The organism is Streptomyces sp. NPDC043896, from assembly GCF_056435605.1.
This window is the reverse complement of sequence record NZ_JBWKEE010000002.1, coordinates 280,014-294,198: the sequence shown is the minus strand read 5'-3', so window position 1 is coordinate 294,198 and position 14,185 is coordinate 280,014. Positions and strand designations below refer to the sequence as shown.

11 protein-coding genes are annotated in these 14,185 nt (G+C 74.1%); 6 read left to right on the top strand and 5 right to left on the bottom strand.

Going from position 1 to position 14,185, the window contains the following annotated elements; translation table 11 throughout:
* Positions 1 to 134: 134 nt before the first annotated feature.
* The 5 genes from AC069X_RS04075 (at position 135) to AC069X_RS04055 (ending at position 5,691) form a co-directional block, all read left to right on the top strand.
* Positions 135 to 914, top strand: coding sequence for an ABC transporter permease (locus AC069X_RS04075; protein ID WP_478724821.1), 780 nt, complete (start codon positions 135 to 137; stop codon positions 912 to 914).
* A complete protein-coding gene (locus AC069X_RS04070) occupies positions 911 to 1,627 on the top strand; it encodes an ABC transporter ATP-binding protein (protein ID WP_478724820.1) in 717 nt (238 codons plus the stop codon). The genes AC069X_RS04075 and AC069X_RS04070 overlap by 4 nt, the downstream gene beginning before the upstream one ends.
* 62 nt (positions 1,628 to 1,689) lie before the next feature.
* Positions 1,690 to 2,691 (top strand): ABC transporter substrate-binding protein, encoded by a 1,002-nt coding sequence (locus tag AC069X_RS04065; protein WP_478724818.1) that lies wholly within the window; start codon positions 1,690 to 1,692, stop codon positions 2,689 to 2,691.
* Between the two features lie 28 nt (positions 2,692 to 2,719).
* Positions 2,720 to 3,829 carry an aryl-sulfate sulfotransferase gene (locus AC069X_RS04060; RefSeq protein ID WP_478724816.1) on the top strand — a complete coding sequence of 370 codons (1,110 nt, stop codon included), beginning with the start codon at positions 2,720 to 2,722 and terminating at the stop codon, positions 3,827 to 3,829.
* Between the two features lie 275 nt (positions 3,830 to 4,104).
* Positions 4,105 to 5,691, top strand: a complete 1,587-nt coding sequence (locus AC069X_RS04055) for a phospholipase D-like domain-containing protein (protein ID WP_478724814.1) — start codon at positions 4,105 to 4,107, stop codon at positions 5,689 to 5,691.
* 26 nt (positions 5,692 to 5,717) lie between these two features.
* Here AC069X_RS04055 and AC069X_RS04050 read toward each other — a convergent pair whose 3' ends face one another.
* The 5 genes from AC069X_RS04050 to AC069X_RS04030 all read right to left on the bottom strand — a co-directional run bounded on the left by AC069X_RS04050 (position 5,718) and on the right by AC069X_RS04030 (position 11,966).
* Positions 5,718 to 6,107: a hypothetical protein gene (locus tag AC069X_RS04050; RefSeq protein WP_125817967.1), complete on the bottom strand. Its 390-nt coding sequence runs from the start codon at positions 6,105 to 6,107 to the stop codon at positions 5,718 to 5,720.
* A 335-nt stretch (positions 6,108 to 6,442) separates the two neighbouring features.
* Positions 6,443 to 7,360, bottom strand: a complete 918-nt coding sequence (locus tag AC069X_RS04045) for a MurR/RpiR family transcriptional regulator (protein WP_478724811.1) — start codon at positions 7,358 to 7,360, stop codon at positions 6,443 to 6,445.
* Between the two features lie 110 nt (positions 7,361 to 7,470).
* Complete coding sequence (locus AC069X_RS04040) at positions 7,471 to 8,271, bottom strand: hypothetical protein (RefSeq protein WP_478724810.1); 801 nt, start codon at positions 8,269 to 8,271, stop codon at positions 7,471 to 7,473.
* Positions 8,271 to 9,536, bottom strand: a complete 1,266-nt coding sequence (locus AC069X_RS04035; protein WP_478724808.1) for a VWA domain-containing protein — start codon at positions 9,534 to 9,536, stop codon at positions 8,271 to 8,273. The genes AC069X_RS04040 and AC069X_RS04035 overlap by 1 nt, the downstream gene beginning before the upstream one ends.
* 168 nt (positions 9,537 to 9,704) lie before the next feature.
* Positions 9,705 to 11,966, bottom strand: a complete 2,262-nt coding sequence (locus AC069X_RS04030; protein WP_478724806.1) for a HelD family protein — start codon at positions 11,964 to 11,966, stop codon at positions 9,705 to 9,707.
* 330 nt (positions 11,967 to 12,296) lie between these two features.
* On the opposite strand from AC069X_RS04030, the gene AC069X_RS04025 reads away from it, so the two are divergent.
* Positions 12,297 to 14,159 (top strand): glyoxal oxidase, encoded by a 1,863-nt coding sequence (locus tag AC069X_RS04025; RefSeq protein WP_478724804.1) that lies wholly within the window; start codon positions 12,297 to 12,299, stop codon positions 14,157 to 14,159.
* Positions 14,160 to 14,185 lie beyond the last annotated feature (26 nt).

The following is a 14,185-nucleotide window of genomic DNA, read 5'->3' as shown; positions in this document are numbered from 1 at the left end:
GGAGCTTTCGTACTGCCGCAACACCCCGTTCATAAGCATCGTCAATTATTGACCTCACTTATGAAGGGCAGGCCGGCGCTGGTCCGGCCGGCTGACGCAGCTCGACGAGATTCCACGAGATGAGGAGTGCTCCCGTGCACCCCACCCCCTCCCCCGCGGGCCGGGCCCTCGGCCGGTTCGGCCCGCCCCTGGGCGCGGCCGCCGCCGTGCTCGCGCTCTGGTCCCTGCTCGCCTGGTCGGGCGCTGCCGCCCCCGGGCTGCTGCCGTCGCCGGCCGCCACTCTCGCGGCCCTGGCGGAGAGCGCCCGCAGCGGGGTGCTGGCCGGTGATCTCGCCGCGAGCCTGGCCCGCGCGGGGCAGGGCTTCGCGCTGGGGGCGGTGGTGGGCGGCGCCCTCGGCTTCGCGACGGGCTACCTGCCGCGGCTGTCCGCGGCCGTCACCCCGGTGGTCTCCTTCCTGCGGCCCATCCCCGCGATCGCTCTGGTTCCGCTGGCGACGGCCTGGTTCGGTATCGGCGAGAGCGCCAAGCGCCTGCTGATCGCGTACGCCGTGCTCCTCGCGGTCTGGCTGTACGTGCACGACGGGGTCTCCCGGGTGCCGGTCTCGCACCTGCGGGCGGCCCGCTCGCTGGGGGCTCCGCTGCACCGGCGGTTCACCGAGGTGCTGCTGCCGGCCGCCGCGCCGGCCCTGCTGGCCGCGCTGCGCTACGGGGCCTCGGTGGCGCTGCTGGCGCTGGTCGCCGCCGAACTGGGCGGCGCGGACAGCGGGCTGGCGTACCGGCTCCAGGTGGACGGCCAGTTCCTGCGGGTGGACCGGATGTTCGCGGGGCTGCTCGTGCTCGGGCTGCTGGGCGTGGCGGCGGACCTCGTACTGGCCGCCGTCGGACGCCGCTTCGTGCACTGGAGCGCGTCATGAGCCTGGAAGTACGGCTGGAGGGGCTGACCGTGGGCTACGGCGCGGCTCCCGTACTGGAGCGGACGGACCTGGTGTTCCCGGCCGGGTCGTTCACCGCGCTGCTGGGCCCCAGCGGCTGCGGCAAGTCCACGGTGCTGAACACGGTCGCCGGCTTCGTGCGCCCCGCGTCCGGCCGGGTGACGGCCGGGTCCGTGCCGGTGGAGGGGCCGGGCCCGGACCGGGGAGTGGTCTTCCAGCACTACGCGCTCTTCCCGTGGCGCACGGCCCGGGGCAACGTCGAGTTCGCCCTCAAACGGCTCGGGCTGCCGCGCCGGGAGCGGCGCGAGCGGGCGACGGCGGCGCTGGCGGAGGTCGGGCTCGCGGACGGCGCGCACAAGTACCCGGCGCAGCTGTCGGGCGGAATGCAGCAGCGGGTGGCCCTGGCCCGCGCGTTGGCGGCGCAGCCGGAAGTCCTGCTGATGGACGAGCCGTTCGGGGCGCTGGACGCCCTGACCCGGGGCCGGATGCAGGACCTGCTGCGGGAGCTGTGGCGACGCAGCGGCACCACGGTGGTGTTCGTGACGCACGACATCGACGAGGCCCTCGCCCTGGCCGGGCGGGTGGTGGTGCTGGGCGCCTCCCCGGGCCGGGTCCTGGCCGACCACCCGGTCCCCGCCGGCCCGCCCGATCCGGACCTGCGCGCCCTGATAGCCCGCCACCTCACCCCCTCTTGATCCCGCCCGCCTGATCCCGCCCCCGCTCCCGCCCCGCCCCGTCCCGGAAAGGACCGACTCCCGTGCCCCGTACCAGAACCAGGCCCCGCGCGGTGCCGGCCGTACTGTGCGCCGCCCTGCTGTCCCTGCTCGCCACCGCCTGCGCGCAACCCCCGGAGGGGACCGGCCGGCGGACCGTGACCGTGGCCGCCGGCGACCATCTCGGCGGCGCTCCGGTGTACGTCGCGCACGAGCGCCGGCTCTGGTCCGAAGAGGGCCTCGGCGCCACCGTGACCAGCCTGTCCACCGGGCGGGACGCGCTCAACGCCGTGCTCGGCGGGCAGGCGCAGTTCGGGGTCGTGGGCGACCTGCCCGCCGTCACCGCCGCCCTCGGCGGGCGGGACGTGCGGATCGTGGCCGGCCTGTCGCGGTTCTCGGACTGGCGCCTGCTGACCCGTACCGACCGGGGCATCACCGGATTCGGCGCGCTCAAGGGGCGCAAGGTCGGGGTACCGCAGGGCACGAACGTCGAGTACGCGCTGAGCCGCATGCTCGCCTCGGAGCGGCTGACCCCGGCCAACGTCACCGTGGTCAACCTGGCCCCGAACCAGGTCGCGGCCGCCCTCGCGCGGGGCGACGTCGACGCCGGGGTCACCTTCCCCAGCTTCTACGACGCCGCCCGCACCGCCCTGGCCGACCGCTACGCCGAACTGCCCTTCGCCGGGTACACCGCGCACACCCTGCTCGTCGCGGGCCCCTCCGCCGACGACGCGGCGGCCACGGCCGTCCTGCGTACGGTGCTGCGGGCGCAGCGGGCCGCCGAGGCCGACCCGGCCGCCGCCCGCGCGGCGATCGTCGCCCAGTCCAAGGGCGCGCTGCAGGCCGCGTACGTCGACGCCTTCCACCCCCGCTACGCGTACGGGGCCTCCCTGTCGCCGGAGCTGCTCGCGCAGCTGGCCGACGAGGCGGCCTGGGCCAAGGCCGCCCAGAACCTGCCGGGCGCCGCCGACCGGGCGGCCCTGCGCGAGCGGCTGCGCCCCGGGCCCCTCAGGGCGGCCGACCCGGCCGCCGTCACCCTCCACTGACCCCCTTTCACGAGGAAGCAGGCACACCATGACCGTCGACCAGAACACCCTGCGGCGCCGCGGCACCGGACTGCGCGCCCACGACCCCGAGCGCAGCTACGGCGGGTACACCCTCTACACCCCGATCACCAGCGAGGGCCGGATCCACCTCGTCGACATCGAAGGGAAGTCCGCGCACACCTGGAACTCCCCGCACCCGCCCGGCCGGCAGGCCCGGCTCCTGCCGAACGGCAACCTCTTCTACGCGGCCAAGGACACCTCGGGGCCGGCCCTCTTCCCGATCTGGGACGTCTACCACGGCGGCATCTTCCAGGAGCTGGCCCCCGACTCGACGGTGCTGCGCGAGGTCCGGCACCCCTTCCACCACCACGACGCCTCGATCCTGCGCAACGGCAACCTGCTCATCACCGCCGTGGAGCCCCTGCCGGCGGACGACGCCGCCCGGATCCGCGGCGGGATACCCGGCTCGGAGGCTCCGGGCGGGGTGGTCTACGGGGACGTGGTGTACGAACTGACCTGGGACGGCGAGGTGGTGTGGCGCTGGGCGGCGATCGAGCACCTGGACCCGGAGGAGGTGCCGCTGAACCGGCATTTCGCCCGCGAGCACTGGCCGATGGCCAACACGGTCAACGAGCTCGCGGACGGCGGGATCGTGGTGGGCTTCCGCAGCGCGTCGACGACCGTGGCCGTGGACCGCGCCGACGGCTCCGTCCGCTGGCGGATCGGCCCGGACGTGCTGGCGCAGCAGCACCATCCGCACGAGCTGCCGGGCGGCACCATCCTGGTCTTCGACAACGGGACCTACCGGGACACGACCTCGGTGCCGTACTCGCGGGTGCTCGAACTCGACCCGGTCACGGGCGAGGAGGTGTGGTCGTACGAGGACAACCCGCCGCAGAACTTCTTCAGCCCGTACATGTCCAGCGCTCAGCGCCTGCCGAACGGGAACACGTTCGTCGCGGAAGGCTCGTTCGGCCGTCTCTTCGAGGTGACCCACGAGGGTGACGTGGTGTGGGAGTTCGTGGTCCCGGAGTTCGGCTCGTTCAGCCGGGGCACGGGCCTGGAGTCCTCGCGCGGCGCCCAGAACTCGGTGTTCCGCGCGTACCGCTACGGGGCGCACGAGATCCCCTGGCTCTGACGGCCTACCGCCCCGTCGCCGGGAGCAGGCCGAACGGACGCCCGGGTTCCGGCGGCCGGTTTCGGCCACCCGGCCGGGTCCCGCCCGGCTGGGTCCCGCCCGGCCGGGGACGTACGCCGGGGCCCGCGCGAGCGCTCCGGGGGGTGGCCGGAAGCCGACCCCACGCGGGTGAACAGGGGCTTACGGGCTGGTAACTTGCGCGAGTTGATCACGGCCGGGGACCGGATTCACCATGCCGCCCGGCCGGAGCCACCCCCCAGTACCAAGGAACCACATTGGCACGCACCGTCCGCACGACGGCCCTCTCGCTCACCCTCTCCTTCGCCCTGCTCCCGGCCGCGCCGGCCTTCGCCGACTCGCCCACCCCGCACCTGGACGCCGTCGAGCAGGCCGTCCGCCAGACCTCCCCGGGCCTGGAGGGCTCCGTCTGGGAGCGCACGGCCGGCAACCGGCTGGGCGCCTCCTCCCCCGGCGGCTCCGACTGGCTGCTCCAGACGCCCGGCTGCTGGGGCGACCCCTCCTGCGCCGACCGGCCGGGCTCGCGCCGGCTGCTGGACAAGACCCGCGAGGACATCGCCCGCGCCACGCAGAGCGTGGACATATCCACCCTGGCACCCTTCCCCAACGGCGGTTTCCAGGACGCGATCGTGGCCGGCCTCAAGGAGGCCGTGCAGAAGGGCAACCGGCTCCAGGTCCGCATCCTGGTCGGCGCGGCCCCGATCTACCACGCCAACGTGATCCCGTCCTCGTACCGCGACGAGATGGTGGCCAAGCTGGGTCCGGCGGCCGCGAACGTCACCCTCAACGTGGCCTCGATGACCACCTCGAAGACCGGCTTCTCCTGGAACCACTCCAAGCTGGTGGTCGTGGACGGCGGTTCGGTGATCACCGGCGGCATCAACAGCTGGAAGGACGACTACCTCGACACCGCCCACCCGGTGAACGACGTCGACCTCGCGCTGTCCGGGCCGGCCGCCGGCTCCGCCGGCCGCTACCTCGACACCCTGTGGGACTGGACCTGCCGCAACAAGAGCAGCTGGAGCAGCGTCTGGTTCGCGTCCTCCGGCAACGCCGGCTGCATGCCCACCCTGCCGCGGCCGGCCGCCCCGGCCGGCGACGGCGACGTCCCCGCCCTGGCCGTCGGCGGCCTGGGCATCGGCATCCGCCAGAGCGACCCGGCGTCGGCGTTCCGGCCGGTCCCGCCGACGGCCCCCGACACGAAGTGCGGCATCGGCGTGCCCGACCGGACGAACGCCGACCGGGACTACGACACGGTCAACCCGGAGGAGAGCGCCCTGCGCGCGCTCGTCGCCAGCGCCACCCGCCACGTCGAGATCTCCCAGCAGGACCTCAACGCGACCTGCCCGCCGCTCCCCCGCTACGACATCCGGCTCTACGACACCCTCGCCGCGAAGCTGGCGGCCGGGGTCAAGGTCCGCATCGTCGTCAGCGACCCGGCGAACCGCGGCGCGGTCGGCAGCGACGGCTACTCGCAGATCAAGTCCCTCAACGAGGTCAGCGACGCGCTGCGCGGCCGCCTGACGGCCCTGACCGGCGACGAGCGGACGTCGAAGGCCGCCATGTGCCAGAACCTCCAGCTGGCGACCTTCCGCGCCTCGGACAAGGCGACGTGGGCCGACGGCAAGCCGTACGCCCAGCACCACAAGCTGGTCTCGGTGGACGACTCGGCCTTCTACATCGGCTCGAAGAACCTGTACCCGTCCTGGCTCCAGGACTTCGGCTACGTCGTCGAGAGCCCGGCCGCCGCGAACCAGCTGAAGGACTCCCTGCTGGCCCCGCAGTGGAAGTACTCGCAGGCCACCGCCACGTACGACTACGCGCGCGGCATCTGCCAGGCCTGAAGGCCCGGACGGCGTGCCGTCCCGGGTCAGCGCCTGCGCTGGCCCGGGGCGGCCGCGAGCAGCAGCGCCTCGGAGACGAGGCGCGCACCCCGGGAGAGGCGGCCGAGCTGCTCCAGCTCGATGGCGTACATCCTGATCGTGTTCTCGATGACCGACTCGGCCACGCCCATGGTCGGCAGCTCGGCCCGGCTGGTGTGCAGGGCCACGCGGACCGCGCGCATCTCGTGCTGGAGCTGGAGCTGGACGTGCCGGGCGAGGAGGGCGTGGTGACGGGTCAGCGTCAGGTAGCTGCCGTAGCGGGCCGGGAGGAGGTCCCGCAGCCAGCGGGTGGCGCTGCGCTCCCAGTCGTGCGTGCCGGGGGCCTTGACCTGCAGGGGCCAGTCCGGGCTGCGCGTGAGGGTGGCCGTCTGGGGCATTCTCGTCACTTCCGAGGGGTGTGGAACTCTGATCGAGAGACTGCTGGTGGGCGGCCTCGGCCCAGGGGTTGACCGAGGCCGCCAGGAGCGCTCCTCCGGGGGATCCACAAGCCCTGACGCGGCACCCGGTCCCGCCGTGAGGAGGTTCGGCGTACTGGGTGGCCGTTCGAGGCGGACGTGGGGAGCGTCCGCCTTTGGCGTCTGAGGGATCCGGAGCGCCGCCGTCAGTAAACATATATACCGTCGAGTAAGCAAGGGTATGAAAAATTTCATGCATGCCCTGGCTCTGAATATCCCGCAACGGCGTGCGGGTGCACGAGGGGTGAAATCATCCCCTACATGAAGAAACCGTGCTGGTCGGCGACCTGCTCGTACTGTTCGAGCCGTGCCTGCGTCCGCTCGGGGTCCGCGTCCGCCATCGCCTGGAGCAGGGCGGCGGAGAGCATTCCGGGGGCCGCGTACGAGTCGAAGACCAGCCTCGATCCGGTGCCGGCGGTCAGTACCACGTCGGCCGCCTCCACCAGCGGCCCGACGCTGGGGTCCGTGATCAGGACCACTTTCAGCCCCGTACTGCGGGCCGCGCGCAGCGCGGCCAGGGTCTCGTTGGCGTGCCGGGGCATGGCGAAGGCCAGCACCCAGCTGCCGCCCGCCGCCCGGCACTGGAGCAGGGCGTCGTAGGCCACGCTGCCGCCCCGGGTCACCAGGCGGACGTCGGGGTGGATGCGGCGGGCCGCGTAGGCGAAGTACTCGGCCAGCGAGACGGAGATGCGCAGGCCCAGCACGGTCAGCGGGACCGAGCGGGCCAGCTCGCGGCCGATGTCGAGCACCTGGTTGGTGTCGGCGAGGAGCCGGCGGACGTTCTCCAGGTTCTCGATCTCGGCGTCCACGGCGGCCTGGAGCTCGTTCTGCCGGATCTGCTCCCGGCTGTCCGGGGTGCCGGCGACCGCCGACAGCGCGATGGGCTGGAGCACCTCGCGCAGGGCCGGGTAGCCGCTGAAGCCCAGGGAGGAGGCGAAGCGGGTCACGGACGGCTGGCTGACGCCGACGCGCTCCGCGAGCTCGGTGATGGAGAGGAAGGCCGCCTCGGTGAGGTGGTCGATCAGGTACTGGGCGATCCGCCGCTGGCCCGGGGACAGGCGGTGCCCGTCGAAGAGCGCGAGGAGCCGGTCGGCCGGCGGTTTCTCCTGCTCCGGCGGGGTCCCGCCGGGCTTGATCGCGGCCGCCTGCGCGCGTGCCTGCTGCCCCGATGACACCGGCGGCCTCCTTCTCACGTCACTCTCCCTCCAACATAGCCCACGCTCCGTGGCCGGATGATCATTCGGAACGGGAGCCGCCGCGCCCCGGAGGGCGCGGCGGCGGGCGGTCAGGCCCGGGGCCCGGAGGGGCGGCCGGAGCCGCGGGTCAGGGAGTACCCGTAGACGGCAGCCAGGGCCCCGAGGACCCCGCCGGCGGCCGTCCACAGCCAGCGGTCCGACCACCGGCCGCCGGACCAGCCGGCCTCGGGCGCGCGGGCCTGCCGCTGCTGCTCCGAGGCGCCGGCGATGCCCGGGACCAGGGGCTCGGCCAGGGCGGCGTCCACCGCCAGCGCCCCGCCCGTGTCCTTGACCTCGGCCTCGACCTGGGCCTTCACGGGCAGACCGAGGTCCTCCTCGTGCGCGCCGACGACCGTGAGGCGGACGTGGTAGCTGCCCGGCAGCGGGTCGTCGGACCAGGCCTCCGCTCCGGAGCGGACGGTGCGCAGCGTGCAGGAGAGCGCCACGGCGGCGGCCTCCTTGGCCGCCGCCGCGCTCTGGTTCCCGTACGCGCAGGGCTGCCGGCGGCGCAGGCCGTCGTACACGTCGAGCCGCCAGGTCTGCGTGCCGTGCCGGGCGGCGGACGGCGGGAGCGTCACCGAGGCCCGTACGGTGGCCCGCTGGCCGGAGTCGGCGGGGAACGCCCAGTAGAGGTAGTCGCCGGTGGACCCGGAGGCGGTGGCCTTCTGCCCGGGCTTGAACAGGGCCGCGGTACGGAAGCCCGTGCCGGCCTCGGTCGGGGCCTGCCCGTCCTTGCCGGTACCCGCGCCCGCGCTCGGGGTGGGGCGCGGGGAGGCGGTGGCGACGGCCGCCGGGGCCAGGAGCGCGGCACCGGCGAGCAGGGCGGCGGTCAGGTTGCGTGCGGTACGCATCAGTTGGTCCTCCAGACGGAGACGCGCCAGCGCGAGATCCAGCCCCACACCAGTCCGGCGAGCAGGCCGGTGAGCACCAGCAGGCCGATGAGCCACCACCCCCGGCCGAGGCCGAAGGAAGCCGCGTCGGAGCCGTCGTCGGGGCCGTCGACCAGGTCGACCGTCAGTTCGACGGGCATGCCGGGGGTGGTCTTGACGGCAGGGCCGGCGGCGAAGGAGTTGCTGACCTGGAGGCAGACGGTCTCGGTCTTCTCCGCCTCGTCGCCGGCGGGTTCGGCCTTCGGGTAGCGCAGGCCGGTGGAGATCACGTCGGTCCGGCCGTCCCCGGCCTCGGAGCCGCGGACGATCTCCCGTCCGTGGAGGGTCGTCGCGCGCAGCAGTACGCCGTAGTCGTTGTTGACGGCGCGGTCGGCGCCGATGCTGACGGAGGCGCGCAGTTCCTGCCCGGGGCGCACGTCGACCCGGTACCAGCGGTGCTCGCCGAAGGTCTCGCGGTCGCTGTAGAGCCCGGCCTTCAGCAGCGGGGCGCCCTCGCACTGCCTGGCGCCCTCGGTCGCGACCGGGGTGACGACGGGGTCGGCGGCGCGGTCGACCAGCTGTCGGACCCTGCCGGAGAGTTCGGCGGTGCGGGTCACCGAGGTGTACGTGCCTCCGGTGGCCTCCGCGATGCAGGTGAGCTGGGCGCGGGTCTTGGCGTCGGGGACGAGTCCGAGGGTGTCGACGACGAGGTGGATGCCCTTGGCCGCGATCTCCCGGGCCACCTCGCAGGGGTCGAGCGGGGCGCAGGTGTCCTCGCCGTCGGTGATGAGGACGATCCGGCGGGTGGCGTTGCCGCCCTCCAGGTCCTGGGCGGCGGCCTGGAGGGCCGGTCCGATCGGGGTCCAGCCGGTGGGCGCGAGGGTGGCGACGGCGGTCTTGGCATCCGTGCGGTTGACCGTGCCGACGGGGTAGAGCTGCTTGGTGTCCTTGCAGCCGAGGGCCCGGTCGTCGCCGGGGTAGGTGGCGCCCAGGGTCCTTATGCCCAGGCGGACTTCGTCGGGGACCGCGTCGAGGACCTCGTTGAAGGCCTGCTTCGCGGCGGCCATCCGGGACTGGCCGTCGATGTCGGTCGCGCGCATGGAGCCGCTGACGTCGAGCACGAGCTCGACCTTGGGCGGCTCCTTCGCCGGTCCGTCGTCGGCGGCCGCCGCCGACGGGAGGAGTCCCGCGGTCAAGGCGACGAGCAGTCCGCAGGCCCCTGCCGCCAGTCGTTTTCTTGTGATCATCGCCGGATCGTATGGAGGATCCGGCGATGATCCAAAATGCGTACCGGCAGCCGGAATCCGCCCTGCCGGGCGGCGGCGGGGGGCCGTGCCGCCGCCTCCGGACGCCCCCTCACCACCGGTGCGCCGCAAGCCCGCAGGGGCCGGCGGTCACGGCCGGCCCGGGGCCCGTCAGTCGCGCAGCCCTTCGGGGAGGCGGCCGGTGTGCAGCACCCCGAGGTGCTGGGTGGCGCGGGTGAGGGCGACGTACAGGTCGCTCGGCTCCAGCTCGGCCGGCTCGGCCACGATGACCGTGTCGAACTCCAGCCCCTTGGCCTGGCGCGGGTCCAGCAGGACCACCTGCCGGGTGAGGTCGGGCTCCTCCCCCGCGAGTACGCCGGGCAGCGCCCCGGCGAGCGCCGGGTGCAGGGGGCGCGGGGCGATCACCGCGAGCCGGCCCTCGGCCGGGACTCCGTCACGGACGGCCCCGGCGACCGCGCCCGGCAGGTCCGCCGCCTCCCGCACCCAGGGCCGTACACCGGTGGAGCGCACCGAGCGGGGCGGTTCGAAGCCGGGGCGGTGGACGCGGAGCACCGCGGCCGCCAGCTCCATGATCTCGGCGGGGGTGCGGTAGTTGACGCCGAGGCGCACGTGTTCCCAGCGGTCGCCCACGTACGGGTCGAGGATCTGCTTCCAGGAGCCGCAGCCCGCCTCGTCGCCGGTCTGCGCCGGGTCGCCGACCAGGGTCATGGAGCGGGTCGGGCAGCGGCGCATCAGCAGCCGCCAGGCCATCTCGGACAGCTCCTGCGCCTCGTCGACGATGACGTGCCCGAAGGCCCAGGTGCGGTCGGCGGCGGCGCGTTCGGCGGTGGTGCGGTGGTCCGCCTCCTCGTGGCGCTCGGCCATCCGCTCGGCGTCGATGATGTCGTGGGCGGCGAGGTACTCGTTCTCCATGTCCTCGAACTCGTAGGACTCCGAGCCCTGGGAGAGGTCGAGGACGCCCTGGGCGTAGGCGATGCGCTCCAGCCGGTCGCGTTCGGCGGCGGCCCGCAGGGCGCTGTCGTCGACGCCGAGGAGTTCGGCGGCCTCGTCGAGGAGCGGGACGTCGGCCGGTGTCCAGTCGCCGGAGGAGCGGCGGATCAGCGCGGCGTCCTCCGCCGGGAGGTGGGCGGGGTCGGCGAGGAAGTCGGTGATCAGCTGCTCGGGGGTCAGGTGCGGCCAGAGGGTGTCGATGGCGGCGTGCACCTCGGAGCTGGTGGCGATCTCCTTGCCGAGCTGCGCGATGTCGTCGGGGCCGAGCAGGTTGGGGCCGCCGTACGGGTCGGCGCCGAGCCGGTCGGCGAGCTGCTCGGTGAGGGCGTCGACGACGGCGAACGCGAAGTAGGGGCGGGCCAGGTTGTGCGGGAGGGCGGTGGCGCGGGCCCGGTCGCGGGCGGCGTGGGCCATGGTCCGGTCGAGCAGGAGCGTGCCGTGGTCCTCGTGGTCGATCTCCAGCGCCGGCTCGGGGACCACGGCGCTGTCCTCCCCGCTGCCCGCGGGCACGGACTCGGGGAGGGTCTGCCGGTCGGCGACGGCCCGGGCGAGGACGTCGGCCATGCGGGCGCGGCCCTTGACGGCGGCGGCTCCGGGGCGGTCGGTGCCGGTGGCGCGGATCCCCGGGTACAGGTCGCCGGGGGACGCGAGCAGCACCCCGGTCTCGCCGAGGGCGGGCAGTACCTCGCCGATGTAGCCGAGGAAGGCGGGGTTGGGGCCGACGATGAGCACGCCGCGCCGGGCGAGGAGCTCGCGGTGGGCGTACAGGAGGTAGGCGGCGCGGTGGAGGGCCACGGCGGTCTTGCCGGTGCCGGGACCGCCCTCCACGACGAGGACCCCCTGGTGCGGGGAGCGGATGATGCGGTCCTGGTCGGCCTGGATGGTGCGCACGATGTCGTGCATGCGGCCGGTGCGGGCGGCGTCGAGGGCGGCGAGCAGCACGGCGTCCGCGTCGGCGCCCTCGTAGCCGGTGCGCTCGGTGTCGGCGAGGTCGAGGATCTCGTCGTGCAGGGCGGTGACCCGCCGGTCCTTGGTCGTGATGTGGCGCCGGCGGCGCAGGCCCATCGGGACGTGTCCGGTGGCGAGGTAGAAGGGGCGGGCCACTTCGGCGCGCCAGTCGACGACGAGCGGGGTGCGTTCGGTGTCGCCCCGCCTGATGCCGATACGGCCGATGTGGTGGTCGCGGCCGTCGGAGAACTCGAGCCGGCCGAAACACAGGCCGTGTTCGGCGGCGTTCAGGGCGGAAAGCAGACCGGACTGTTCGGCGACCAGGACATCCCTTTCCAGCCGCGCCTGGAAGGTGCCGGCGCTCTCCCCCAGGGCCCCCTGTACGGCCTGTTCTGCCTGGTCGCGCAGGTCTTCGAGGCGCGCGTAGAGCTCGGTGAGGAATTCCTGCTCGCTCTGAAATTCGGTGTTTGACAATTTCGCTCCCAGCGCGATACGATGTCCCCGTAAAGCTTCTTCACGCCCTCCTTTCGCGGCAGGCGTGAACTATTGAATATACGCGAGAACACACCCCGGACGTCAATTCTTCCGGGGTGTTTCCGTATGCGTTCCGGATCGCGCGGCGCCTTTCCGCCGCCGGCCGCCCGGGGTCCGTCGCTCGGGGACCCCGCCCTCCCCCGCCACCGCCGTCACCGCGCCGGACGGGACGGTTCCAGGCAGTGCGGGGCGCGTCATATGAGGTGATAACCACCTGATCTCCTAGCATGGCGACCCTCCCGTCCCGGCGGTCGCACAGCGAGGAGTCGCATGTCCCGAGGAGCACACCGGTCCGCCGCCCTGGCCGCCGCGCTGGCCGCCGCCGTCTTCCTCTCCGGCCCGGGCACGGCGGCCGCGCCGGCCCACGACCGGGCGGCGGACGGCGACGCCGGGGTGACGGCTGGGGAAGCGGCCGGGGAAGCGGCCGGATACGTGCCCGGCGAGGCGGCCCTGATCGGCGAGGAGCACGCGCGGGCGCACGCCGAGCGCCGCCGGGCGGCCCTGAAGACCGGCGAGTACCCGCAGGCCACCCGCACCGCCGGCCTGGCCGCGCTCACCGAGTCACAGGCCCTGGCCAACAAGGCCTTCCGCCCGGCGGAGTCGGGCCGCTTCGCGGAGTTCTTCCCCTCCCCCGACTTCGGGGTCCACCTCGCCCAGCTGCCGACCGGCAAGGTGCTGCTCTTCTCCTTCGAGCGGGTCGAGACCGACCCCACGAAGGAGACCGGCCCCACCGACCGGATCGGCCGCACCAACGCCGGCCGCGCCTTCCTCTGGGACCCGGCCAGCGGCACCGGGGCGCGGGCCTTCAAGGAGGTCCGGCCGCCGACGGTGCTGATGCCCGACGGCACGTACACGCCCCGCCCCGCGCCGTTCTTCTGCGCCGGGCACGCGTTCCTGCCCAACGGCATGCTCGCGGTCTTCGGCGGGAACACCGGCGGCAAGGGCGGCAGCGGCGCGAAGCTCTCCTTCGTCTTCGACCCGTGGACCGAGCACTGGTACCGCAACCGGGACATGTCGGTGGGCCGCTGGTACCCCTCGGCGGTCACCGGCGCCGACGGCCGGCAGATCGTCATGTCCGGCCAGTCCGAGCGCGGTACGGGCACCCCCACCCCGGTGGTGGAGCGCTTCCCGGCGAAGGGGCTGCCGGTGCCCTGGCGGCCGTTCGACATCCCGCTGGACATCGCGGCCGACCGGTTCCGGGCGGACGCGCCCTTCCGCAACGACTACCCGCACCTGTTCTCGCTGCGGGACGGCATGATCTACGGGCTGGGCCGGGACGCCGACCAGCAGTGGCTCTTCGACCCGGTGAAGGAGACCCGCCGCGACCTGCCCCGCCGCCCGGCGGACTTCCGCGGCTACGGGTCCGCCGTACCGCTCCCGGCGGGGCTGCGCGGGCCGGACTCCGTACTGGTCCTCGGCGGCGACCCGCACGACCCCAACACCTACCGGCTCGCGGGCGGGCGGTGGACCACCGAGAGCCCCCGCGCCTTCGGCCGCACCCAGGACGACACGCTGATCCTGCCGGACGCCACCCTGCTCACCGTCAACGGGGCCCTGAGCACCCGCGACTACGGGCACGGCCCCTTCAACCCGAAGGCCGACCTCAAGTACCGGCAGACCGAGCTGCGCGACACCGCCGGGCACTGGCGGCTCGGCCCGGCCCAGCGGCTGCCCCGGGGCTACCACTCCAACGCCCTGGTGATGCCCGACGGGCGGGTGATGGTGACCGGCGACGAGCTCCAGCAGATCGCCAACGACCCCGACATCCGGGACTCGATGGACGGCAGCATCGAGCTCTACGAGCCCGCGTACCTGCACCGGGGCGGCACCCGGCCCGCCCTGGACGGCGCGCCCCGGGGGGAACTCGCCCACGGAGCGGCCTTCGAGGTGCGCAGCTCCACCGCCGGCGCCGTGCGGCGGGCCGTGCTCCTGGCGCCGACCACGGTCACGCACGCGGTGAACACCAGCCAGCGCCACCTGGAGCTGGCGGTGACCGCCGTGCGCGGGAACGCCCTCACGCTGCGGACCCCGCCGACGGCGGCGGACGCCCCGCCCGGGTACTACATGCTGTTCCTGCTGGACGGGCGCGGGGTTCCCAGTACGGCCAAGTGGGTGAAGCTCGGCCGGCGTTGACCCCGCCGCCCGGGCGACAGCCCGGC

Excerpts from the sequence above, each read along its gene's own strand:
- AC069X_RS04070 (WP_478724820.1), top strand. The coding sequence starts at position 911 with ATGAGCCTGGAAGTACGGCTGGAGGGGCTGACCGTGGGCTACGGCGCG.
- AC069X_RS04060 (WP_478724816.1), top strand. The coding sequence starts at position 2,720 with ATGACCGTCGACCAGAACACCCTGCGGCGCCGCGGCACCGGACTGCGC.
- AC069X_RS04050 (WP_125817967.1), bottom strand. The coding sequence starts at position 6,107 with ATGCCCCAGACGGCCACCCTCACGCGCAGCCCGGACTGGCCCCTGCAG.
- AC069X_RS04040 (WP_478724810.1), bottom strand. The coding sequence starts at position 8,271 with ATGCGTACCGCACGCAACCTGACCGCCGCCCTGCTCGCCGGTGCCGCG.
- AC069X_RS04035 (WP_478724808.1), bottom strand. The coding sequence starts at position 9,536 with ATGATCACAAGAAAACGACTGGCGGCAGGGGCCTGCGGACTGCTCGTC.
- AC069X_RS04025 (WP_478724804.1), top strand. The coding sequence starts at position 12,297 with ATGTCCCGAGGAGCACACCGGTCCGCCGCCCTGGCCGCCGCGCTGGCC.